Origin of the sequence: Pseudarthrobacter sp. NIBRBAC000502770 (assembly GCF_006517815.1) — a bacterium.
GTDB classification, from domain to species: Bacteria; Actinomycetota; Actinomycetes; order Actinomycetales; family Micrococcaceae; genus Arthrobacter; species Arthrobacter niigatensis.
This window is the reverse complement of the sequence record NZ_CP041198.1, coordinates 3,326,770-3,347,662: the sequence shown is the minus strand read 5'-3', so window position 1 is coordinate 3,347,662 and position 20,893 is coordinate 3,326,770. Positions and strand designations below refer to the sequence as shown.

Here is a 20,893-nt window from a genome sequence, read left to right as displayed (position 1 = left end):
GTCGATGAACGCGTTCCATTTGGTCCCGGCCGGCTGTCCTGATTTACAGCGCCCGGTTGATCACCTGACTTTTCTTCGGCGAAACCCCTGGTCCAACCGGCATCGGGGGCCGATATCCGCCCGGATACCGCCAGAAAGACCGTAAAAAACTACATGACTACTTTTGCTGCCCTCGGTACTCCCAAGGCCCTTGCAGACACCCTTACCGCCCAGGGAATAGTTGAACCGTTCCCCATCCAGGTGAAGACCCTTCCGGACACGCTGTCCGGCCGTGACGTCCTGGGCCGGGGCCGGACCGGATCCGGTAAGACCATTGCTTTCGCTATCCCGCTTGTAGCAAGACTCGCTGAGCGGGAAGCCAAGTACTTCCGGAAGCCCGGACGCCCCATGGGCCTGGTCCTGGCGCCCACCCGTGAACTGGCAACCCAGATCAACGCCACCATCGAGCCGCTGGCCAAGGCCGCCGGCCTGAACACCACCGTGATCTACGGCGGCATCTCCCAGGCCCGGCAGGAAAAGGCGCTGCGTGCCGGCGTCGACATCGTCATCGCCTGCCCCGGCCGCCTGGAGGACCTGATCCGCCAGCGCATCCTCACCCTCGAGGCTGTGGAGATCACCGTCCTGGACGAGGCCGACCACATGGCCGACCTCGGCTTCCTGCCCGTGGTCAAGAAGCTCATGGACATGACCCCCAGCCAGGGCCAGCGCCTGCTCTTCTCCGCCACCCTGGACAACGGCGTGGACAAGATCGTCCAGCGCTACCTGTCCAACCCGCTCACCCACTCGGTGGACGATCCGCAGGCCGCGGTGACCACCATGGAGCACCATGTGCTGGTGGTCAACGACCAGACCGTCAAGAAGCAGCTGATCGTTGAGCTTGCCTCCGGCGCCGGCCGCCGCGTCCTGTTCATGCGGACCAAGCACCACGCCCGCAAGCTGGCCAAGACCCTGACCGACGCCGGCATCCCCGCTGTGGACCTGCACGGCAACCTCTCGCAGAATGCCCGTGACCGCAACCTCGCCGAGTTCTCCAACGGCGACGTCCGCGTCCTGGTGGCCACCGACGTCGCCGCCCGCGGTGTGCACGTGGACGACGTCGAACTGGTCATCCACGTGGACCCGCCCACCGAGCACAAGGCGTACCTGCACCGTTCCGGCCGCACCGCGCGTGCCGGCTCCGACGGCACCGTGGTCACGCTGACCCTCCCGGAGCAGCAGGCCGACGTCAAGAAGCTCATGAAGGCTGCCGGCGTCGATGTGAACTTTGAGCGCGTCACGGCCAACTCCCCGCTCGTGGCCGACCTGGTGGGCGAGATCGCCGACAAGGTTGACCCGCGCACCCGCGCCGCCCTGATGGCCGCCAAGGCCCCCCGCCAGGGCGGGGGCACCTCCACCGGCGCCAACGCGGAGCGCAAGCGCGCACGCCGCCAGGCCGCCCCCACCACCGGTGGGCGTGGCGGCCGCGGCGGCCGCGGCAAGGTTTCGGCCGAGCCCGCCCGCAGTGACGCGACCCGCGCCGAACGCCGGGCCGTTGCCTTCGAAGGCCGCACGGAGGCCCGTGCAGCATTCGACCGCAACGCGGAGCAGAACGAGGACCGCGCAGTGGCAGCAGCCGCTGCCCGCCGCAACGCCCGCGGCCGTGGCACCGCTTCCACGCATCGCAACGACGTTCCCGCAGCAGGTGGCCGCTCATCGGCCGGCCGCGGTTCCGACGGCCGTGCAGCGGAGGGCCGGGGCGACTCCCGGATCACCCGCAGCGATGCTCCCCGCGGCGGCACGGGCCGTCCCGCCTCAGGTGGACGCCCCGCGTCCGGTGGTGGCCAGCGCAGCGGACGCCCCGCAACCGGCCAGCGCGCAGCAGCGGGCAACTCCGGCCAGCGCTCCGGTGCAGCCGGCGGAAACAAGGCCGTCTGGTCTTCCAACACCGGCGGAACCTCGGGTGGGTCCTACGGTTCCGGCAGCGGCGGCAATGGCGGCTCGGGCCGTCCCGCCCGCAGCGGTCCCCGCCGCGCGTCCGCCCCGGCGTCGAACGAGCGCCGCGGCCGCTAGCCAATGAAAAAGGCGGGCCCAACCTCACGGTTGGGCCCGCCTTTTGCGTGTGCAGCCATTACCAGCCGCGGGCGCGCCACTCCCCAAGATGCGGGCGCTCCGCACCCAGCGTGGTGGGCTTGCCATGCCCGGGATGCACGACGGCGGTGTCCGGGTAGGCGCCGAACAGCCGCTCCGTGACGTCTGACAGTAGCTGGTTGAACCGTTCCGGGTCCTTCTGGGTATTGCCTACGCCGCCGGGGAACAGGGAGTCGCCGGAGAAGATGTGCGCAGGTCCTTCCGGGTCCTCGTACACGAAGGCAATGGAGCCCGGGGTGTGGCCGCGCAGGTGCACGGCGGTGAGCTCGAAGCCGTCGAACTTCCCGACGTCGCCATGGTTCAGCCGGATCTCAACGGGGACCGGCAGCGCATCGGCGTCGTCCGCTCCGGCGGCTGCCGGTGCTCCCGTGGCGTCCACCAGTTCCTTCAGGGCGCGCACGTGGTCCCAATGCTGGTGCGTGGTGGCAATCAGCGCAAGCCGCGGGGCCGCCGACGTGTCCCCGGCCCCGTCCGCCAGCAGCTGCTGGATGGCAGGAAAATCGTCAGCGGCATCGATCAGCACCTGTGCGCCGCTCTCCTTTGCCGTCAGCAGGTACACGTTGTTGTCCATCTCGCTGACCGGGATGCTGCGGATGGTGATCGCCGGCAGGTCGTATCGAAGTGAGTCCATGGGCTTCAGTCTAAGGACGGGCTAGAGGCCGAGCGGCAGGGTGGTGGAGTAAACCTGCTTGGACGGCTGCGCGGCGAGTACCTCGTGCAGCGCGCTCCTGCCTTCCGGCGTGGCCCGCCAGGCGGCGTAGTCGTCGTGGTCCTGGGTGGTGGCCCAGGTTTCCACCACCAGGATGTGGCAGGGGTCGGCGTCATCCACCAGCGCTTCGATGCCCTGGTTGCCGGGCCACGCTCGGGTGGCGGCGAGGGTTTCAGCCAGATATTTGGCGGCGTCGGCGACATGCTCGGGCTTGAATTGGACTTCGAAGTGGACGATGGCAGGCACGGGTGGGCTCCTTGGGGTCGTATTTGGGGATGGGGATGGGGATTGGTAGGGCGCTATTCGCGGCCCTCGGACACCCAGGCGGGGTCCGCGGAACGGGAGCCGACGACGCCGTCCGACGCCGCGTCCAGGGCCTCCAGGTGCGCCGGGGTGAGGTCCAGGGCAAGCGCGCCAAGGTTTTCGTCGATGCGTGCGGCCTTGCGGGTGCCGGGGATGGGGACGACCGGAAGTCCGAGCCGCTTGCCCTGGGCGAGGAGCCACGCCAGGGCAACCTGCGCCGGCGTGGCGGCCAGCTGGTCCGCCACAGTCCGGACGGCGTCCACCACCGCCTGGTTGGCGCTCGCGGCGTCCGGGGCGAACCGGGGGATGTTCCGCCGGAAGTCCTTCTCGCCCAGGCTGGCAGTATCCACGGTTCCGGTGAGGAAGCCACGGCCCAGGGGGGAGTACGGGACGAATCCCACTCCCAGCCCGGCGGCGGCGGGAACAACATTGCGTTCCACGTCCCGGCTCCAGATGGACCATTCGCTCTGGACCGCGGCGATCGGGTGGACCGCTGCCGCGTCCTGCAGTTCCTGTGCCGTCACCTCGGAAAGGCCCAGGTGCCTGACCTTTCCCTGCGCGACCAGCTCCGCCATGGCGCCCACGGTTTCCTGGATAGGGACGCGGACGTCACGGCGGTGCATGTAGTAGAGGTCGATCACGTCGGTGCCAAGCCGCTGAAGGCTCCGTTCCACTGCCTCGTGGACATAGGCGGCGTCACCGCGGATGTCCGTGTAGCCGTCAGTGGGTGTGCCCACCAGCGCGAACTTGGTGGCCAGCTGGACTTCGTCCCGCCGGTCCTTGAGCAACTGGGAAATGAGTTCCTCGTTGCTGCCGCCGCCGTAGATGTCAGCGGTGTCGATGAAGCTGACCCCGGCGTCGACGGCGTGGTGCAGGGTCTGCAGCGCCTCGGCAGGGTCCACCTCGCCGTAGACCGGCGTGAGGGCCATGCCGCCGAAGCCCAGGGGGCTGACGGTCAGTCCGTCGCCGAGCTGGACAGTTTCTGCGGGTCCAGTGCTGCCGGATTCGGTGGGTGCGTTTGCCATGGTTCTCCTGTTCGGTTCCTGCGTTGAAATTACAGCCAAGGTAGGACGCGGTCCGCTGCCGGGCGGGTGGCCTGGATCAGGCGGGCATTGGCTTCGTCAGGTCCAGTGGCCCAGGCAACCGCAGCCTCCCGTTCCATGCCGAACGAAACGTGCCGTTCCACCAGGCGCTGCAGCCGGAGCGCGGGCGGCGTTTTGAGGAACCACACTTCGTCCAGCTGCGCCCGCACGTCCTTCCACGGTTCCTGGTCCGCCAACAGGTAGTTTCCCTCGGTGATCACCAGCTGGACGTCGGCCGGGACGGCGATCGAAGCGGCCACCGGCTCGTCCAGGGTGCGCCTGAACTCCGGTGCGTACACAACTGCCTCGTCCCGGAGCGACAGGCGGCGCAGCAGGGAAAGGTAGCCACCGGCGTCGAACGTATCAATGGCTCCCTTGCGCTGCCGGAGCGGGGTCCCCTCGATAATTGCGTTGCCCAGGTGGAACCCGTCCATCGGCACCACCACTGAGGCGCCGGGGCTGAACTGCTCCTGCAGCCAGGCGGCGAAGGTGGATTTGCCGGACCCCGGCGCCCCCGCTATGCCCAGGATGGTCCGCGTTCCGCGCACCAGCCGGCGCCGCAGCGCGTCGACGGCCATGGTGATCTCGGGGGAGTGCATGGCAAAAGCCTAGTCACCGCCGGGCGCCAGCGGCGCATCTTTTTCTGCCGGCAACGCCTTCAGGCCTGCGGCGCAGCCCACAATCCCCGTGATGAACAGCAGCTTCACCACGCTGAACGGCTCCACGCCGGTGGCCATGGCCCAACCCACGGTGAGCGCGGCGCCGATGCCCACCCAGATGGCATAGGCCGTACCCAGCGGGATGGTCCGGACGGCCATGCCCAGGCCCAGCATGCTGAGCGTGGCGGTGACGGCGAAGACCACGGTGGGCAGCGGGCGGGTGAAGCCGTCGGACAGGCCGAGCGCAGTGGCCCAGACAGCTTCCAGGACGGCCGACGCCAGCAGCACCAGCCACGGAACGGAACGCTTCACCATCACGCCACCACCTTCAGGCCAACCACGCACGCGGCGATGCCGGACAGCAGGAGCAGGCGCGCCGCCGTCGGGCGTTCAACCCTGGTGACCATCGCGTAGGCGGAGGTGAGGACCACCCCCACGCCCACCCACACGGCATAGGCCGTTCCGGTGGGAATGGCCTGCATGGCCACGGCAAGGCCGCCGGTGCTGGCGGCAACGGCCGCCAGGAACAGGGCCGCGGGGGCGATTCGGCGGCGTCCGGAAACCTGCGAGGTCCGGTGCAGCGCCGCTGCCCACACGGCCTCCAGCGCGCCGGAAAGAATGAGGATGATCCACGGCATGACAGTTCCTTTGGCCAGTCTTGTCGCGTGCCGGGTACTGAACCGTCGTCCGGAGGCCCGGGGAGGGCCTTGGCTTCCAAGGTAGCAAGGCACGACGACGGGCTGCCACCGGTGGTGCGCAACCTCACCACCCGCGCGTGTGCTTACGTCGCAGGTTCCAGGGGGTCGATGGACACCACAGCCAGGAAGCCGCGGCCCAGGATTTCCGGGGAATCGCTGTCCGACCCCACCACGGCGTCGTAACGGCCGAGCTCAAGCGGGTCTCCAGCACTGTCGCTGACCTTCGCCTGGCCCTGCAGGAGCACCCCGAGTTGCCCTTCGAACACGGGGTGGGCGCGTTTTTTGGACAGTTCGACGATGGAGGTGAAGGCCTTGAACGCCCCGGTCCGGGTGATGACGTTGAGGTCACGGATGTCGCCGGTGGGCAGTGCAGCTGTTGTAGCTGCGCCACCGTCGAACCGGAACGGACGGTACTTTTCAAGGGGTTGTTCCGCGCCGCCAACGGTCAGCAGCAGCAGTTCCCCCTCGATGACCGTCAGTACGCGCTCCATTCCAGGGAAAGCGGAGAAGTCGCCGGCCTTGGCCACATCGGCGATGCTCACCCGCCAGTCCCAGCCGCCGTCCGCCGACCCCTGGCGTGCGATTTCCCTTGTCACCCCGCCACCGTTGCGCCATGGTTCGGCTTTGAGCCCTTCGAAGCGGATGATCTGCATCAGCCCAGCGTAGTTCCCCGCCGTGGCTGCCCGTCGCACACCGGTCCCGTGCCTGCTACTCTCCTCCGGGGGGTCAACACGAAAACAGCCTGAAGGAGCCCGGGAATGTTCGTCAAAGTGTGTGGTCTCAGCACGCCCGAATCGGTCCGCGAAGCAGTGGACGCCGGCGCGGATGCGGTGGGGTTCGTCCTCACCGCCAGCCCCCGGGTTGTCTCACCGTCACAGGCCGCCTCCCTGCTGGCCGGAGTACCGGACAGCGTCTCCCCGATCGGGGTGTTCCGCGACGAGCCTGTCACAGACGCCATCGCCATCGCCCGCGCCGCCGGCCTGGAATGGATCCAGCTGCACGGCGCCCGGTCCCGCACGGACGTGGAGACAGTGCACGACGCCGGCATGAAGCTGGTCAGGGCCATCACCATGGGTGCCTCACCGGACGAGTTCGAGGACTGGGGTGAGGACCTCCTCCTGATCGATGCCGCCGTTCCGGGTTCCGGGGAGTCCTGGGATTACGCCTCCGTGGCGGGCCTGCCCGTGCTGGAGGGCCGGAACTGGGTGCTTGCCGGTGGCCTCGAGGCGGCCAACGTGGGCCAGGCAGCAGCCGCTGCCCACGCCTGGGGCGTTGACGTCTCCTCCGGCGTTGAAGCGTCCCGCGGCGTGAAGGACCTGGCTAAGATCCGCGCGTTCGTCAATGCTGCCAAGGCCGCTGCCACGGCTTAGCGGCCATCCGCCTGCGCCTGACCGGTGCCGGGTCAGGGCCCGCTCAGGGATGTCCCCCATCTTTTGGCCGGACAGCCTTTTTGTCAGGGGGTCGAGGGCACAATGGGTGCATGAAGACACTTTTGAACATCATCTGGCTGGTTTTCGGCGGCTTCTGGCTGGCCCTGGGCTATTTCCTCGCGGGCGTGGTCTGCTGCCTGCTGATCATCACCATCCCTTGGGGCATCGCCTCATTCCGGATTGCCTCCTACACCCTGTGGCCGTTTGGCCGGATGGTGGTGGACAAGCCCGGCGGTACGGGTGTCTTTTCGCTGCTGGGCAACGTGATCTGGCTGCTCGTGGCAGGGATCTGGATTGCCATTGGCCACGTGGTCACCGCGTTCGCCATGGCCGTGACCATCGTCGGCATCCCGCTGGCCATCGCCAACATCAAACTCATCCCGGTGTCCCTGATGCCCCTGGGCAAGCAGATCGTGCCAACCAGCACGCCGTTCGTCAGCACGTACCGCTAAGGTTTGCCGGCTGGTTACAGCGGCCGGAACGATCCGTCCCGGAGGATGGCCGCCCGCTCGCTTCCGTCCAGCTCAGCGGCGATGTCCACGTCCTCGGCGTAGCCTGCCCCGGACAGTTCGCGGCCGCTGGAGCAATTCTGCAGCAGCTCGCGCAGCCGTGGTTCGGCGGACTCGAAAACAGCCATGGCCGCCACGGCCTCCGGAGCATAGCCGTGCCGTCCGTCACCGGCTTCGTAGCCGCCCTTGCTGGCGGCCACCAGCCCCGCGATGAAGGCGCCGGCTCCGATCTGGTCCTCCACGGAGGGCCGGATTGTGCCGTCGGGCCACCGCTCACCGGCGGCGACCACGGCCACCACGGCATCGGCGGCAAGGTTGGCGGCCACCCATTCCGCCGTGGCCGCCGCGTTCCGCAGGCAGGCTGCGGCCACGAGTGGCACTTCGGCGGCCAGCGCATGGCAAAGTTCGGAACCGTTGGGCGAGGGCAGCACCACACGGTCCAGCGAATCCGCAGCGCGGAGGCTTGCGGGGGAGAGGCTCAGGCCTCCGCCGCCGCGGGGCCCGGCCAGCTGGGCGCGGTGGTGGGCGGCGAAGTCCTCGGCCGTGGTGTCCCGCCAGCGGTAGGGAAAGACTTCAGCGCCCCGGTCCAGGGCCACGCTGACGCAGGTACTGAAGGACAGGACATCCACCACTACCGCGATGTCGGCCCCGGGTGCCACCGTCCTGGCTCCCTCCAGCCCCCATTCCAGCCGGACGGCGAAAGGGAGTTGGCGGTGGGCTGCATTGGCGGAGTGCGTGTGCCGCGGACTGGTGCCGGGTGCGTTCATGCGAGTTCGCCTTCCAGGTTGCGGTGTGCGGCGTCCAGCCACAGGGCCCTGGCCCGCCGATGGTGGAACAGCGGGTCCAGTTCCAGCAGGTGGCGGACGACGGCGGACCTGCCGGCTGCGAAGTCGGCGTCGCCGATGTGCGCGTAATCCTTCCGCACGGCAGCGACGTAGCGGGCGTACTCGTCCGGTTCGGCGCCCAGGATGGAAAGGTCCGCGTCGCAGAGGAGGGCCCCGCCGTCGTCACCAGGCTCCGGCCGGTGGTCCGACGTCAGGCGGACCAGCCGGGCAACTTCCGCCACTTCTTCCTCCGGAAGCCCGGCGTCGGCCAGCCGGTCTTCGGCCAGGCGAGCTGACTCCTCCTCGTCCTGTTCAGCGATCCCGCGGTAGACGGCATCGTGGAACCAGGCCGCCAGCAGCACTGCCCGCGGCGGCTCGCCAGGTTCCGTGAGCAGGTCGATCGCCTCCAGTACGGAAAGCAGGTGGGTGCAGCCGTGGTAGTGGCGGTGTGGTTCGCTCCACCGGTCCAGCAGGTCCAGGAAGAGTGCGTCGTGCCCGGGCATGATGACTTCCCAGCGGTTCAGCAGCGGGACCTTCAGCGACTTGTTCCGCCGGCGCGCCGGGATCCGCAGGCCGCTGGCGATGAGCCGGCGCACCAGCACCCTTCCCTCCACCGGAGCCGCGCCGGCGGCCACCAGGTCATTGAACCGGCGTTCCGGCACATCGTAGTGATCGCCGTCGAACGCCCGCTCAGGAATCCCGGCGGCGGCCGCGAACGAATGAAGCTCGTCCAGCGATACGTCCGACACCAAGTGCGAGAAGTGCGTTCCGTGGGCAGGCCACAGCGGCGGGTCGATGTAGATGGCCATGGAAGGAGTCTAGTGCCGCCGCCGGCTGGGCCCGCGGAGCGGCCGGGAGGCCTGCCCGCAACCTCGCTTGCGAATACATGCAGGCCAAAAAACCGTATTTGCGGAATATAATCCTCCTATGGCACTCATCCGCATTTCGGAGGCTGCACGGTTCCTGGGCGTGAGCGACGATACTGTCCGCCGGTGGACAGAGCAGGGGACCCTGACCGCGCTCCGGGACGCTTCCGGCCGCCGGGCGGTGGACGGGCTGGAACTGGCAACGCATGCACAGAAGCTCGCCCAGCTCCCGGAGGACCCCAAAGGCGGCAGCAGTTCGGCACGGAACCGGTTCGTCGGGCTGGTCACCAATGTCATTACGGACAAAGTCGTGGCGCAGGTGGAACTGCAGTGCGGTCCTTTCCGGGTGGTCTCCCTGATGAGCAGCGAAGCCGTGCGTGAACTGGGGCTGGAACCGGGGGCCGTTGCCACCGCCGTGGTCAAGGCGACCACTGTCATCATCGAATCCTCGAAGGGCCGGGCCACTGCATGAAACAGCCACCTGCCCGGTCCGGGCACCCGCCACTCCGGAAACACGTGCTTTCCCTCGGTGTCCTGCCGGTGGTCGCGCTGCTGCTGGCCGTCCTCCCGGGCTGCGCCGCAGGGGGCTCCGTAACCGGTGCCGGTGCGGGCACCACCGCAAATGACAAGCCCAGCGGCGAAATCACCGTCTTCGCGGCGGCCTCCCTCAAGCAGGCTTTTACCGAGCTCGCCGGCACCTTCGAAGCGGAACATCCCGGCACATCGGTCGCGCTGAGTTTCGCCGGTTCCTCGGACCTCGCAAGCCAGATCAGCCAGGGTGCGCCCGCGGACGTCTTCGCGTCCGCGGATACTGCCAATATGAAGAAGGTGCAGGACGCGGGCCTGGCTGATGGCACGCCGGAAAACTTCGCCACCAACACCCTGGCAATCGCGGTGCCGCCGGGCAATCCTGCCGGTGTCACATCGCTGAAGGACCTGGCCCGGCCGGGCATCAAGCTGGTGACCTGCGCCAGGCAGGTTCCCTGTGGGGCCGCCGCGGCCAGGGTGGCCCAGGCGGCGGGGCTCACGCTGAGCCCGGTCAGCGAGGAAAACGCAGTCACCGACGTCCTGGGCAAGGTCACCTCCGGCGAGGCGGACGCCGGACTGGTCTACGGCACCGACATCAAGGCGGCGGGGTTCAGGGCGGCAGGCATCCAGTTCCCGGAGGCGGGGAGTGCCGTGAACACCTACCCGATTACGGGCCTCGCCGGCGGCAGGAACAAGGCCGCCGCCCACGCATTCATCGACTTGGTGGCAGGCCCGGAGGGCCAAAAAGTCCTGGCCGCCGCGGGTTTCGGGCCCGGCGGACAGTAGGGTGGGGCGAGGAACGGCCGGCAGGTCCGCCGGGCCGTGCCGGTCGACACCACCGTCAAGCATCCAGCGTTCTTAGCCGACATGTCCGAAGGAAACCAGCATGGCCCACGCAGAAAACAGCATCACCATCAACCGGCCGGCACGCGAGGTCTACGACTTCCTGGCCGACGGCCTGAACAACATCGCCTGGCGTGAGGGCGTAAAATCCATTTCCCTCAAGGAAGGCAGGGCAGGTGAGCCCGGCGCAATCTACAGCCAAACGCTGACCGGACCCAAGGGCCGCCCGTTGCAGGGTGACTACAAAATCACCACCGCAGAGCCGGGCCGCCTGCTGGGCTTCGAGGTGGTTGCGGGGCCGGCCCGGCCCACAGGCACGTATACCTTGGCCGGGGAAGCCGGCAGCACCACCGTTCACTTTGCCCTGGACGCCAAGCTTCCGCTCCTGATGCGTGTCCTTGATTCGATGGTCACCAGGACCATGGAATCTGAGGTAGCCCAACTGTCCAGGCTCAAGCAGGTCCTCGAAGGCCGCTGAGCACTTGGGTACAGCAGGCACGGAAACGGGGAAAGGCAGAGAGGGAGTGCGGCAGGTGGACAGGCGCGCGTACTCCGGCATCCCCGCCTGGGTCCGGGTGCTGGCCGTCCTGGCGGCCGTCGTCGTCGTCCTGCCCCTGCTGGCCATGGTGCTGCGCGTCGACTGGGCCCAGTTCATTCCGTTGGTGACGTCGGGCCCATCACTGACTGCGCTGGGGCTGAGCCTTCGAACGTCCGCGGCGAGCACCGTGCTGTGCGTCGTGCTGGGGGTTCCGCTGGCACTGGTCCTCGCCCGCGATTCCTTCCGGCTGCAGGGGCTCCTGCGCTCATTGGTGCTCCTGCCGCTGGTGCTTCCGCCGGTGGTGGGCGGAATCGCCCTGCTGTACACGTTCGGCCGCCAAGGGCTGCTGGGGCAGGCCCTGGAGGTGCTTGGGCTGCGCATCGCCTTCTCCACCACGGCGGTGGTCCTGGCGCAGACGTTCGTGGCGCTGCCCTTCCTGGTAGTCAGCCTGGAGGGGGCCCTGCGGACGTCGGGCTCCCGCTACGAAGCAGTGGCCGCCACGCTGGGAGCCCGGCCGGGAACGGTGTTCCGGCGGGTCACGCTGCCGCTGGTCCTGCCCGGCCTCGCGTCCGGCGCCGTCCTCTCCTTCGCGCGCAGCCTGGGCGAGTTCGGTGCCACGCTCACCTTCGCCGGCAGCCTCCAGGGGGTGACCCGGACCCTGCCCCTGGAGATCTACCTGCAACGGGAAACGGACCCCGCTGCCGCCGTCGCGCTGTCCCTGGTCCTGGTGGCAGTCGCCGTCGCCGTCGTGGCGCTCGCGTACCGGCAGCCGGCAAAGAGCCGCCCATGGACTGCCAAACGGACGACGACGCCCGCACCCGTTCGCGGGGAAGTCCCGTGACGCTGTCCTTCCAGGCAGCCGTGGCCGGGCGGGGCTTCGACGTGGACCTCGCCGTCCGGCCGGGCGAAACGCTGGCCGTGATGGGACCCAACGGCGCCGGCAAATCCACCCTGCTGGCCAGCATCGCGGGCCTGCTGCGGCCGGACAGCGGCCGGGCGGAACTCAACGGCAGGACCCTTTTCGACCTCGACGGCGCCAACCGGACCTGGCTGCCTCCCCATCACCGCGGCACGGCCCTGCTTGCCCAGGAACCCCTGCTGTTCCCCCATCTCAGCGCGGTGGACAACGTATCCTTCGGGCCCCGCAGCGGCGGTGTCCCGAAGCGGGACGCGAAGCAGCAGGCCATGCGCTGGCTGGCTGATGTGGAAGCGGAACACCTCGCCGGACGCCGTCCCGCACAATTGTCCGGCGGCCAGGCCCAACGCGTGGCGGTGGCCCGCGCGCTCGCCGCCGATCCCGCACTCCTGCTGCTCGATGAACCGCTGGCCGCCCTGGACATCCACTCTGCTCCGCTGCTGCGCCGCCTCTTCAAGCGGGTCCTCGCGGGGCGGCAGGCCATCATCGTCACGCACGACGTCCTGGATGCGCTGGTGCTCGCGGACCGTGTGGTCATCCTGGAGAACGGGAAGGTTGCGGAGGAAGGGCCCACGCGGACGGTCCTGGAACGTCCCCGCAGCTCCTTTGCCGCCGGACTGGCTGGACTGAACTTCATCCCTGGCACGTTGGACGGCGCTGGGGTGCATACCTCCCGTGGCATGAGGATCGCGGGGCACCACCAGGAACAAGCCTTCCCCGAAGCCGGCTTCCCGAAAGCAGGCGGTCCGGGCGTTGCCGTCTTCCCGCCGTCGGCTGTGTCAGTGTTCCTCGACGACGCCCACGGAAGCCCGCGGAACTCGTTCGCGGTCACCATTACCGACCTCGAACCCCACGGTGACCAGATCCGGGTGAGGGCAGGCGGCCTGGCCGCCGACATCACGCCTTCCGCTTCCGCAGACCTGGGCCTTGCGCCGGGCATGACGGTGCACTTCGTGGTCAAGGCCGCCGCCGTCTCCGTGTACGGGACTTAGCGACCGGAAGGGGCAACCAGGGGATTCCCGGCGGGAGGGACCTCCGGCTCTGGACAGCCGTTTCGCCGTGGGCAAACATGGCTAAGGAACGTCGCCACGCAAAGTTGAGCGTAGTACACTCAACTTAGTCAACCAGCCCCCGAAAGGAGCTCTCTTTGGACGTCAAATTCACCACCAAGAGCCAGGAGGCTCTTTCCGCGGCGGCAATGAACGCCTCCACGGCCGGCAACCCGCAGGTGGAACCGGCACACCTCCTCAAAGCGCTGATGGACCAGCGGGAAGGCGTGGCCGTTGCGCTCCTCCGCGCCACCGGCACGGACCCGGACGTTGTCAGCGTGCAGGCCAGCAGCGGGATCAAGGCCCTGCCCGCCACCTCCGGCGGCTCCAGCCAGCAGGCGCAGCTGTCCCGGCCCGCCCTGCAGGCCATCCAGCACGCCAAGGAGGAGGCGGACCGGCTGGGTGATTCCTTCGTTTCCACCGAGGTGCTGCTGGTGGGCCTCTCCGCCGGCAACGACGCTGCTGCCCGGCTCCTCCGCGAAGCCGGAGCGTCCCGGGAAGCCCTGCTCGCTGCGCTGCCCGGGGTCCGCGGCGACCGGAAAGTGGACAGCCCGGACCCCGAAAACACCTTCCAGGCCCTGGATAAGTACGGCACGGACCTCACTGCCATGGCCCGCGCCGGCAAGCTGGATCCGGTGATCGGCCGGGACTCGGAAATCCGCCGTGTTGTCCAGGTGCTCTCACGGCGCACCAAGAACAACCCGGTGCTGATCGGCGAACCCGGTGTGGGCAAGACGGCCGTCGTCGAGGGCCTGGCCCAGCGCATGGTGGCGGGCGACGTCCCGGAAAGCCTGCGCGGCAAGACGCTGATCTCCCTGGACCTTGGCTCCATGGTGGCCGGCGCCAAATACCGCGGCGAGTTCGAAGAGCGGCTCAAGGCTGTCCTCGAGGAGATCAAGGGCTCCGAGGGCCAGGTTGTCACGTTCATCGACGAGATCCACACGGTGGTGGGTGCAGGCGCCACCGGAGATTCCTCCATGGACGCCGGCAACATGCTCAAGCCCATGCTGGCGCGCGGCGAGCTGCGCCTGATCGGTGCCACCACCCTGGATGAGTACCGCGAGAACATCGAGAAGGACGCAGCCCTGGAACGCCGCTTCCAGCAGGTGTACGTGGGCGAGCCCAGCGTGGAGGACACCATCGGCATCCTCCGCGGCCTCAAGGAGCGCTACGAGGCGCACCACAAGGTCGCCATCGCAGACTCTGCCCTGGTGGCCGCCGCCACGCTGTCCAACCGCTACATCACGGGCCGCCAGCTGCCGGACAAGGCCATCGACCTTGTGGACGAGGCAGCCTCGCGCCTCCGCATGGAGATCGACTCCGCTCCGGAGGAAATCGACCAGCTGCGGCGGCAGGTGGACCGGCTCACCATGGAGGAGCTGGCCCTGACCGGCGAATCGGATCCCGCGTCCGTGGAGCGCCTCGCCGCACTCCGCGCCGACAAGGCGGACAAGGAGGAGGAGCTCTCCGCCCTGAATGCCCGGTGGGAAGCGGAGAAGGCCGGCCTCAACCGCGTGGGTGACCTGAAGGCAAAGCTGGACGAACTGCGCTCCGCGTACGACAAGGCTGCCCGCGAAGGCGACCTCGAAACTGCCTCCCGGATCCTCTACGGGGAGATCCCGGCCCTCGAGCGCGAGGTGAACGCCGCTGCCGAGGCAGAGGCCGCCGTGACGGACAAGTCCACGCAGATGGTTGCCGAGGAAGTGACTGCCGAGGATATCGCTGAGGTCATCTCTGCGTGGACGGGCATCCCGGCGGGCCGCATGCTGCAGGGCGAAAGCCAGAAGCTGCTCCACATGGAAGAGGAGCTGGGACGCCGCCTGATCGGCCAGGCCAAGGCCGTGACGGCCGTGTCCGACGCCGTCCGCCGCGCGCGGGCCGGCATCAGCGACCCCAACCGGCCCACCGGTTCCTTCCTGTTCCTGGGACCCACCGGCGTGGGCAAGACCGAACTGGCCAAGGCGCTGGCGGATTTCCTGTTCGACGACGAACGCGCCATGGTGCGGATCGACATGTCCGAGTACGGCGAGAAGCACAGCGTCGCCCGGCTGGTCGGGGCGCCTCCGGGATATGTGGGCTACGAGGAAGGCGGGCAGCTGACCGAGGCCGTGCGCCGCCGCCCCTACTCCGTGGTGCTGCTGGACGAAGTGGAGAAGGCGCACCCGGAGGTGTTCGACATCCTCCTGCAGGTGCTCGACGACGGCCGCCTCACCGACGGCCAAGGCCGCACCGTGGACTTCCGCAATGTCATCCTGGTGCTGACATCCAACCTGGGCAGCCAGTTCCTGGTGGACCAGACCCTGGACGCGGAGGCCAAACGGAACGCCGTGATGGCCACCGTCAACGCTTCCTTCAAGCCGGAGTTCCTTAACCGGCTCGATGAAGTGGTCCTCTTCGACGCCCTCAATGTCGAGGAACTGGGCCGCATCGTGGAGCTGCACGTGGACGAGCTGGGCCGGCGCCTCCATGACCGCCGCCTCACGCTGGAGGTCACCGACGGGGCCAAGGCGTGGCTGGCGCTGTCCGGCTTCGACCCCGCCTATGGTGCCCGGCCGCTGCGCCGCCTGGTGCAGCGTGAGATCGGCGACCGGCTGGCCAAGGCCATCCTCGCCGGGGAGATCAGCGACGGCGACACCGTGGTGGTTGACACCGCCGCGGACCTTGGGGAACTTACCGAGGGCAACGTGGACGCGCTTACGGGTGTCCCGAGCTCTGGCCTCTCAGTACGCCGGAAGGATTAACCGCAGCGGCCGTGATGCAGGCTGTGCTGCTCTGGTGACTGTCAGGGCAGCACGCTCGCGTTAATCACGTTGCCGGCGTCGGCCGTAACGTAGCAATCCACCCTGCGGTCCCCGGATTCCCAGCTGGTGTTGCTGGGATAGCTGCGCTGGTAGTTGAGCTGGAACTGCTTGGCCGCCGGGCCGAGCTTCGCTGCCTGGCAGACTTCCAGCGCCTTGGCCTTGAGCGGGTCCGCCCCCGGATACTTGGCGCTCTCCGGGTAGTGGAGGGTGGCGACGAGCTGTGCTGAATGGCCCGTGTCGCATGGCACCAAAGTGGACGCCAGGGCCTGCGGGTCGAAGTCCTTGAAGCAGTCGCCCACGGCATAGTCTGCCGGTGCAACCCCATCGCGGGGCAGGGGCTGCGGGGTGGCCGGCGGGGTCACGGCGGTCTGCAGCACGCCGGGGCCTGAACTTGTCGCCGAGTCCGTCCCGGGCGACGAGTTCAGCCACACGGCGAGCCACACCAACGAACCGGCGACCGCGATGATGACCGTGACGAGGAATGCCTTCCAGAAGGCAGGCCTCCTGTTGACGCGCTGGTCCGGTCCCGGCTCCCGGCGCGGCTGGGACCAGGTGACCGACTCCGGGGCGGGCGCTGGACCGGCGTCCCGCCCCGGCACCAGGGGCAGGTTTCCGGTTCGAGGCGGGAGGGCCGGCTTCGGCGGGACGTCCTGGTTCACGGGTGCGCATCCTCCTGGGTTGTGGTTCCGCGGCTCGCCAAAGGCCACACAAAATCGACACTTCTTTAGTGACTCTACCGAAGAAAAATCCCGGAATCCTGCGGGTGGAGGTGCGTCATGGTACCCCACGCCACTGCACGGGCCGATTGGCGGCAAGCAGGGGGCGCCGAAAGCATGTAATCTAGGTGTACGACAAATTGACCAAACATTCCGGGGCCTCACCGATCGCCAAGGTGACCACCTCCGGTCCAAGTACAAAAGGGGGTCACGCCATGGGGCGCGGCCGTCAAAAGGCAAAAGCTACCAAGCAGGCTCGGGACATTAAGTACTACTCCCCGAACACTGACTATTCGGCACTTCAGCGGGAGCTGACGGGTCCGGGCAGTCGTTCGACGAGCCATTACTCGAGTGAGCCGGTTGAGCCGGACTATTCGGCTTATGTGGACAAGTACGCGGATGATTTGGATGACGATGACGACGAGGTTGACAGCCGTCGCATCGGCTAGTTGTCGCAAGCCTGCCGTGGCCCCGCGCCCGGCTGCTGTGATCTCCTTCTTGTAACCCGGTTTCGGGTCACCGCATACATCATGGAGCCCGTTTCCGCCCCGGAGTACCGGTGCGGCAGCGGGCTTTCCGTGTTTCTCCGATGCCCGGCTTGGTAACCTGACCGGATGAGTGTTCGAACCACCTATGCCACCGGCGAGCCCTGCTGGGCAGACCTGCAGACTCCCGATGTTGCGGCCGCGAAGGTTTTCTATAACCGCCTCTTCGGCTGGACCTACCAGGATTTTCCCACCCCGGACGGCCGCAGCTATGCGCAGGCCTTTGTCGGCGGGCAGCTGGTGGCCACCATTGCGCCGCAGAGCCCGCTGCAGCTGCAGGCCGGCACCTCCGCGAAGTGGAACGTCTACTTTGCCGCCGCGGACGCTGCGGAAGTGCTGGAGGAGGCCGGACACGCAGGAGGGACGGCCCAGTTTGGGCCGGAGCAGGTGGGTGATACCGGTGTACTGGGCTTCCTTGCCCCTCCAGGTGGCGGAACCACAGGTATCTGGCAGGCAGGAACCCACTACGGCAGCCAACTCTTCAACGAGCCGGGCGCGCTGGCCTGGGCGGAACTTTTCACACCCGAGCCCCAGGCCGCCGTCGGCTTCTTCCAGCAGCTTTTCGGGCATGACGTCACCGAATACCCCCAGGACGACGGCGGCAGCTACAGTACGCTGCTCATCGGCGGCAATGAGGTAGCAGGCGTCGTTCCTGCCGATGAGGGCGATCAGGCGGACTGGCAGGTCTATTACGGCGTGGCAGATGTTGCCGCAGCAGTTGCGGCCGCCCAGGCAGCAGGGGGCCAGGTCATGGTGGAGCCGGACGAGCGTCCCGCCGACGGGTCACTGGCCACCATCCAGGACCCGCAGGGCGGCGTCCTCAACCTGATCCAAACCACCGCTTAGACATCGAGGGCTCCCCACCGGTGGCGGGGAGCACTCGACGAAGGCCTTAGGCGTAGGCGTTGACCAGGCGGACAGCGCCGCCGTCCACGCCCTTGGCGCCCTGGACATAGTCAGGTCCGGACTTGGAAATGGCGTCTGAATCCCCGGTGACGGTGCCCATGATCCAGGACGGCAGGCCGCGTTCGTTCAGGCGTGCGACGGCGGCATCCGCGGCTTCCGGGGACACGATGGCCACCATGCCCACGCCGAGGTTCAGGGTCCGTTCCAGGTCGGCCAGCGGAACGTTGCCCAGCTCGGACACCAGCTTGAAGATGGCCGGCAGCTCCCACGTGGCACGGTCCACCGTGGCCACAAGGCCTTGGGGGAGGACGCGGGCCAGGTTGGCGGCAAGGCCGCCGCCGGTGACGTGGCTGAAACCGTGGACGGCCGCGCCGGCGCTGACCGGGAAGGTCCGGGCGAGGTCCAGGCAGTCGGCCGCGTAGACGCGGGTGGGTTCCAGGAGTTCCTCGCCCAGGGTGCGGCCCAGTTCGGACACCTGGCGGTCCAGGGCCCAGCCGGCGTGGTTGATGACGCGGCGGACGAGGGAGTAGCCGTTGGAGTGGAGGCCGGATGAGGCCATGCCGATCACCACGTCGCCGGCGCGCACGCGGTCCGGGCCCAGCAGGGCGTCGGCTTCCACCACGCCGGTGGCTGCGCCGGCAACGTCGTATTCGTGCTCGCCCAGCAGGCCCGGGTGCTCGGCAGTCTCGCCGCCCACCAGGGCGGTGCCGGCCACGGAGCAGGCGGCGGCGATGCCGCGGACAATGCCCGCGATGCGTTCGGGGACCACCTTGCCGCAGGCGATGTAGTCGGTCATGTACAGCGGCTCAGCACCCACCACGACGATGTCGTCCACCACCATGCCCACCAGGTCGAACCCGATGGTGTCGTGGATGTCCATGGCCTGGGCGATGGCTACCTTGGTGCCGACGCCGTCCGTGGAAGTGGCCAGCAGCGGCTTCTTGAAGGTCAGCAGCCGGGAGACGTCGTAAAGCCCGGCGAAGCCGCCTACCCCGCCGATCACCGAAGAGTTGTGGGTTGCCTTCACGGCATCCTTCATGAGCTCGACGGCGCGGTCCCCGGCTTCGACGTCCACGCCCGCGGACGCGTAGGTGATGCCGGCGTTGTCTGCGGCAGGGCTGGCGGAGGTCATACGGAGTCCTTCTTGTCGGCGCTGGTGGCGGCGTGTACGTCGGGCACGAGGTCGGCTTCGGTCAGCAGGTTTTCGAATTCGGAGTCCGGGCCGGGATCGCAGCCCGTGGCGCCGGCCTTTTCCGCCGGGTCCTCGGTGGCGTCAACGGCCAGGGCGGCCGTTTCGCCCGGAAGGGCCGCGGGGGAGGGCTTGATGCCGCCCAGGTCGGTACGCTCCAGCAGGTTCTTGCCCAGCTTGTCCGCGTCGGGCAGCTTGATGGGGTACTTGCCGGTGAAGCAGGCGGTGCAGAGGCGTTCGCGCGGCTGCCGGGTGGCGCCGATCATGCCGTCCTCGGAGATGTAGGCCAGCGAGTCCGCGCCGATGGCCTGGGAAATTTCTTCGATGGTGGCGCCGTTGGCGATCAGCTCGGCGCGGGACGCGAAGTCGATGCCGTAGAAGCAGGGCCACTGGACGGGCGGGGAGGAGATCTTGACGTGCACGGCGGCGGCGCCGGCTTCCCGCAGCATCCGGACAATGGCCCGCTGGGTGTTGCCGCGGACGATGGAATCGTCCACCACCACGACGCGCTTGCCGCGGATCACGGACTCAAGGGCGTTCAGCTTGAGCCGGATGCCCAGCTGGCGGAGGGTCTGCGAGGGCTGGATGAAGGTGCGGCCCACGTAGGAGTTCTTCACGAAGCCGTGTGCGAACGGAATGCCGGATTCCTCGGCGTAACCCACGGCTGCCGGAGTGCCCGATTCCGGCACCGGGATGACGATGTCGGCCTCGTGGGTGTTCTCCCGGGCCAGCTGGCGGCCCATCTCCACGCGGGACTCATACACGGAACGGCCGGCGATAGCGGCGTCCGGACGGGCGAGGTAGACGTATTCGAAAACGCAACCGGCCGGCGTCGGCTCTGCGAACTTCTTGGACCGCACGCCTTCTTCGTCAATGGCGATGAACTCGCCGGGCTCGATCTCGCGGATGAAGCTGGCACCCACGGTGGCCAGGGCTGACTGTTCGGAGGCGACAACCCAGCCGCGTTCCAGGCGGCCCAGGACCAGCGGGCGGATGCCGAAGGTGTCGCGGGCTGCGTAGAGGGTTCCCTCGTCCATGAAGACGAAACAGAAGCCGCCCTTGATCTTGGGCAGGAGCTCGGTGGCGGTCTCTTCGAGGCTCTTGCCCGGCTCGCCTTCCAGCAGGGCGGTGACCAGCGCGGTGTCCGAGGTGTTGCCCTGTTTCATCTCGCCGGTAAGCTGCCCGCCGTTGCGCTCCGTGATCATGGCGTTGAGTTCGGCGGTGTTCGTCAGGTTGCCGTTGTGCGCCAGGGCCACGGTGCCCGTAGAGGTCGCGCCCAGGGTGGGCTGCGCGTTGGCCCAGTGGCTCGCGCCGGTGGTGGAGTAGCGGCAATGGCCCACGGCCAGATGCCCGGTCAGGGTGTTCAGCGTGGTCTCATCGAAGACCTGGGATACGAGGCCCATGTCCTTGTAGACATTGATCCGCTTGCCGTCGCTGGTGGCTATGCCAGCCGACTCCTGACCGCGGTGCTGCAGTGCATACAGCCCGTAGTAGGTAAGTTTTGCTACTTCTTCACCGGGTGCCCAGACACCGAAGACGCCACAGGCATCCTGGGGTCCTTTTTCGCCGGGAAGAAGATCATGGGAAAGTTTGCCATCGCCGCGTGCCACTGATCGATTATCGCACGTTGTGGGGTATGACTTTCCCCTGCACCT

Annotated in this window: 23 protein-coding genes and 1 riboswitch; of the genes, 11 read left to right on the top strand and 12 right to left on the bottom strand. The window is 68.1% G+C overall.

Features of this window, described 5'->3' with window-relative positions:
* Positions 1 to 153 precede the first annotated feature (153 nt).
* A complete protein-coding gene (locus NIBR502770_RS16040) occupies positions 154 to 2,049 on the top strand; it encodes a DEAD/DEAH box helicase (RefSeq protein WP_141159147.1) in 1,896 nt (631 codons plus the stop codon).
* A 58-nt stretch (positions 2,050 to 2,107) separates the two neighbouring features.
* Here NIBR502770_RS16040 and NIBR502770_RS16035 read toward each other — a convergent pair whose 3' ends face one another.
* From NIBR502770_RS16035 to NIBR502770_RS16005, 7 genes are all read right to left on the bottom strand, one after another.
* Positions 2,108 to 2,758 (bottom strand): MBL fold metallo-hydrolase, encoded by a 651-nt coding sequence (locus NIBR502770_RS16035; RefSeq protein WP_141182602.1) that lies wholly within the window; start codon positions 2,756 to 2,758, stop codon positions 2,108 to 2,110.
* A 21-nt stretch (positions 2,759 to 2,779) separates the two neighbouring features.
* Positions 2,780 to 3,082: a putative quinol monooxygenase gene (locus NIBR502770_RS16030; RefSeq protein WP_141182601.1), complete on the bottom strand. Its 303-nt coding sequence runs from the start codon at positions 3,080 to 3,082 to the stop codon at positions 2,780 to 2,782.
* 53 nt (positions 3,083 to 3,135) lie between these two features.
* On the bottom strand, positions 3,136 to 4,164 hold the full coding sequence (locus NIBR502770_RS16025; RefSeq protein WP_141182600.1) for an aldo/keto reductase: 1,029 nt from the start codon (positions 4,162 to 4,164) through the stop codon (positions 3,136 to 3,138).
* A gap of 29 nt (positions 4,165 to 4,193) precedes the next feature.
* Complete coding sequence (locus tag NIBR502770_RS16020; RefSeq protein ID WP_141182599.1) at positions 4,194 to 4,820, bottom strand: nucleoside/nucleotide kinase family protein; 627 nt, start codon at positions 4,818 to 4,820, stop codon at positions 4,194 to 4,196.
* 9 nt (positions 4,821 to 4,829) lie between these two features.
* Positions 4,830 to 5,195 carry a multidrug efflux SMR transporter gene (locus NIBR502770_RS16015; RefSeq protein WP_141182598.1) on the bottom strand — a complete coding sequence of 122 codons (366 nt, stop codon included), beginning with the start codon at positions 5,193 to 5,195 and terminating at the stop codon, positions 4,830 to 4,832.
* The gene (locus NIBR502770_RS16010) at positions 5,195 to 5,518 is read right to left on the bottom strand and encodes a multidrug efflux SMR transporter (protein WP_141159153.1); all 324 of its coding nucleotides are present in this window, start codon (positions 5,516 to 5,518) and stop codon (positions 5,195 to 5,197) included. The genes NIBR502770_RS16015 and NIBR502770_RS16010 overlap by 1 nt, the downstream gene beginning before the upstream one ends.
* 9 nt (positions 5,519 to 5,527) lie before the next feature.
* Positions 5,528 to 5,592: riboswitch (guanidine-III (ykkC-III) riboswitch) on the bottom strand.
* Between the two features lie 69 nt (positions 5,593 to 5,661).
* Positions 5,662 to 6,231 carry a HutD family protein gene (locus NIBR502770_RS16005; protein ID WP_141182597.1) on the bottom strand — a complete coding sequence of 190 codons (570 nt, stop codon included), beginning with the start codon at positions 6,229 to 6,231 and terminating at the stop codon, positions 5,662 to 5,664.
* 105 nt (positions 6,232 to 6,336) lie between these two features.
* Here NIBR502770_RS16005 and NIBR502770_RS16000 point away from each other — a divergent pair, with 105 nt between their 5' ends.
* Both NIBR502770_RS16000 and NIBR502770_RS15995 read left to right on the top strand, forming a co-directional pair.
* Complete coding sequence (locus tag NIBR502770_RS16000; protein WP_141159155.1) at positions 6,337 to 6,948, top strand: phosphoribosylanthranilate isomerase; 612 nt, start codon at positions 6,337 to 6,339, stop codon at positions 6,946 to 6,948.
* Positions 6,949 to 7,058: 110 nt separating this feature from the next.
* Positions 7,059 to 7,460, top strand: coding sequence for a YccF domain-containing protein (locus tag NIBR502770_RS15995; RefSeq protein ID WP_141182596.1), 402 nt, complete (start codon positions 7,059 to 7,061; stop codon positions 7,458 to 7,460).
* A gap of 14 nt (positions 7,461 to 7,474) precedes the next feature.
* Here NIBR502770_RS15995 and NIBR502770_RS15990 read toward each other — a convergent pair whose 3' ends face one another.
* On the bottom strand, positions 7,475 to 8,284 hold the full coding sequence (locus tag NIBR502770_RS15990) for a 2-phosphosulfolactate phosphatase (RefSeq protein ID WP_141182595.1): 810 nt from the start codon (positions 8,282 to 8,284) through the stop codon (positions 7,475 to 7,477).
* The gene (locus NIBR502770_RS15985; RefSeq protein ID WP_141182594.1) at positions 8,281 to 9,150 is read right to left on the bottom strand and encodes a DUF4031 domain-containing protein; all 870 of its coding nucleotides are present in this window, start codon (positions 9,148 to 9,150) and stop codon (positions 8,281 to 8,283) included. Before NIBR502770_RS15985 ends, NIBR502770_RS15990 begins: the two co-directional genes overlap by 4 nt.
* Positions 9,151 to 9,268: 118 nt before the next feature.
* On the opposite strand from NIBR502770_RS15985, the gene NIBR502770_RS15980 reads away from it, so the two are divergent.
* The 6 genes from NIBR502770_RS15980 to clpB all read left to right on the top strand — a co-directional run bounded on the left by NIBR502770_RS15980 (position 9,269) and on the right by clpB (position 15,822).
* A complete protein-coding gene (locus tag NIBR502770_RS15980; RefSeq protein WP_141182593.1) occupies positions 9,269 to 9,679 on the top strand; it encodes a molybdopterin-binding protein in 411 nt (136 codons plus the stop codon).
* On the top strand, positions 9,676 to 10,521 hold the full coding sequence (gene modA, locus NIBR502770_RS15975; RefSeq protein WP_141182592.1) for a molybdate ABC transporter substrate-binding protein: 846 nt from the start codon (positions 9,676 to 9,678) through the stop codon (positions 10,519 to 10,521). The genes NIBR502770_RS15980 and modA overlap by 4 nt, the downstream gene beginning before the upstream one ends.
* Before the next feature lie 100 nt (positions 10,522 to 10,621).
* Positions 10,622 to 11,056 carry an SRPBCC family protein gene (locus NIBR502770_RS15970; protein WP_141182591.1) on the top strand — a complete coding sequence of 145 codons (435 nt, stop codon included), beginning with the start codon at positions 10,622 to 10,624 and terminating at the stop codon, positions 11,054 to 11,056.
* Positions 11,057 to 11,111: 55 nt separating this feature from the next.
* Positions 11,112 to 11,957: an ABC transporter permease gene (locus NIBR502770_RS15965; protein WP_141182590.1), complete on the top strand. Its 846-nt coding sequence runs from the start codon at positions 11,112 to 11,114 to the stop codon at positions 11,955 to 11,957.
* The gene (locus NIBR502770_RS15960) at positions 11,954 to 13,024 is read left to right on the top strand and encodes a sulfate/molybdate ABC transporter ATP-binding protein (protein WP_141183464.1); all 1,071 of its coding nucleotides are present in this window, start codon (positions 11,954 to 11,956) and stop codon (positions 13,022 to 13,024) included. The genes NIBR502770_RS15965 and NIBR502770_RS15960 overlap by 4 nt, the downstream gene beginning before the upstream one ends.
* 155 nt (positions 13,025 to 13,179) lie before the next feature.
* Positions 13,180 to 15,822 (top strand): ATP-dependent chaperone ClpB, encoded by a 2,643-nt coding sequence (gene clpB, locus NIBR502770_RS15955; protein WP_141182589.1) that lies wholly within the window; start codon positions 13,180 to 13,182, stop codon positions 15,820 to 15,822.
* Between the two features lie 41 nt (positions 15,823 to 15,863).
* Here clpB and NIBR502770_RS15950 read toward each other — a convergent pair whose 3' ends face one another.
* Positions 15,864 to 16,541 (bottom strand): septum formation family protein, encoded by a 678-nt coding sequence (locus tag NIBR502770_RS15950; RefSeq protein WP_141182588.1) that lies wholly within the window; start codon positions 16,539 to 16,541, stop codon positions 15,864 to 15,866.
* A gap of 272 nt (positions 16,542 to 16,813) precedes the next feature.
* On the opposite strand from NIBR502770_RS15950, the gene NIBR502770_RS15945 reads away from it, so the two are divergent.
* Both NIBR502770_RS15945 and NIBR502770_RS15940 read left to right on the top strand, forming a co-directional pair.
* On the top strand, positions 16,814 to 17,047 hold the full coding sequence (locus NIBR502770_RS15945) for a DUF3073 domain-containing protein (protein WP_141161457.1): 234 nt from the start codon (positions 16,814 to 16,816) through the stop codon (positions 17,045 to 17,047).
* A gap of 165 nt (positions 17,048 to 17,212) precedes the next feature.
* Entirely contained in the window at positions 17,213 to 17,989 is a 777-nt protein-coding gene (locus NIBR502770_RS15940) for a VOC family protein (protein ID WP_141182587.1), read from the top strand.
* Between the two features lie 46 nt (positions 17,990 to 18,035).
* Here the strand turns inward: NIBR502770_RS15940 and purM are convergent, their stop codons facing one another.
* Together purM and purF are read right to left on the bottom strand one after the other, a co-directional pair.
* Positions 18,036 to 19,181: a phosphoribosylformylglycinamidine cyclo-ligase gene (gene purM / locus NIBR502770_RS15935; protein ID WP_141159166.1), complete on the bottom strand. Its 1,146-nt coding sequence runs from the start codon at positions 19,179 to 19,181 to the stop codon at positions 18,036 to 18,038.
* Positions 19,178 to 20,848 (bottom strand): amidophosphoribosyltransferase, encoded by a 1,671-nt coding sequence (gene purF / locus NIBR502770_RS15930; RefSeq protein ID WP_141182586.1) that lies wholly within the window; start codon positions 20,846 to 20,848, stop codon positions 19,178 to 19,180. Before purF ends, purM begins: the two co-directional genes overlap by 4 nt.
* Between the last annotated feature and the right edge of the window lie 45 nt (positions 20,849 to 20,893).

Excerpts from the sequence above, each read along its gene's own strand:
- NIBR502770_RS15945 (WP_141161457.1), top strand. The coding sequence starts at position 16,814 with ATGGGGCGCGGCCGTCAAAAGGCAAAAGCTACCAAGCAGGCTCGGGAC.
- NIBR502770_RS16010 (WP_141159153.1), bottom strand. The coding sequence starts at position 5,518 with ATGCCGTGGATCATCCTCATTCTTTCCGGCGCGCTGGAGGCCGTGTGG.
- NIBR502770_RS16000 (WP_141159155.1), top strand. The coding sequence starts at position 6,337 with ATGTTCGTCAAAGTGTGTGGTCTCAGCACGCCCGAATCGGTCCGCGAA.
- NIBR502770_RS16040 (WP_141159147.1), top strand. The coding sequence starts at position 154 with ATGACTACTTTTGCTGCCCTCGGTACTCCCAAGGCCCTTGCAGACACC.
- NIBR502770_RS16035 (WP_141182602.1), bottom strand. The coding sequence starts at position 2,758 with ATGGACTCACTTCGATACGACCTGCCGGCGATCACCATCCGCAGCATC.
- NIBR502770_RS16020 (WP_141182599.1), bottom strand. The coding sequence starts at position 4,820 with ATGCACTCCCCCGAGATCACCATGGCCGTCGACGCGCTGCGGCGCCGG.
- NIBR502770_RS16005 (WP_141182597.1), bottom strand. The coding sequence starts at position 6,231 with ATGCAGATCATCCGCTTCGAAGGGCTCAAAGCCGAACCATGGCGCAAC.
- NIBR502770_RS16025 (WP_141182600.1), bottom strand. The coding sequence starts at position 4,164 with ATGGCAAACGCACCCACCGAATCCGGCAGCACTGGACCCGCAGAAACT.
- NIBR502770_RS15995 (WP_141182596.1), top strand. The coding sequence starts at position 7,059 with ATGAAGACACTTTTGAACATCATCTGGCTGGTTTTCGGCGGCTTCTGG.
- NIBR502770_RS15970 (WP_141182591.1), top strand. The coding sequence starts at position 10,622 with ATGGCCCACGCAGAAAACAGCATCACCATCAACCGGCCGGCACGCGAG.
- purM (WP_141159166.1), bottom strand. The coding sequence starts at position 19,181 with ATGACCTCCGCCAGCCCTGCCGCAGACAACGCCGGCATCACCTACGCG.
- NIBR502770_RS16015 (WP_141182598.1), bottom strand. The coding sequence starts at position 5,195 with ATGGTGAAGCGTTCCGTTCCGTGGCTGGTGCTGCTGGCGTCGGCCGTC.
- NIBR502770_RS15940 (WP_141182587.1), top strand. The coding sequence starts at position 17,213 with ATGAGTGTTCGAACCACCTATGCCACCGGCGAGCCCTGCTGGGCAGAC.
- NIBR502770_RS15985 (WP_141182594.1), bottom strand. The coding sequence starts at position 9,150 with ATGGCCATCTACATCGACCCGCCGCTGTGGCCTGCCCACGGAACGCAC.
- NIBR502770_RS15980 (WP_141182593.1), top strand. The coding sequence starts at position 9,269 with ATGGCACTCATCCGCATTTCGGAGGCTGCACGGTTCCTGGGCGTGAGC.
- modA (WP_141182592.1), top strand. The coding sequence starts at position 9,676 with ATGAAACAGCCACCTGCCCGGTCCGGGCACCCGCCACTCCGGAAACAC.
- NIBR502770_RS15990 (WP_141182595.1), bottom strand. The coding sequence starts at position 8,284 with ATGAACGCACCCGGCACCAGTCCGCGGCACACGCACTCCGCCAATGCA.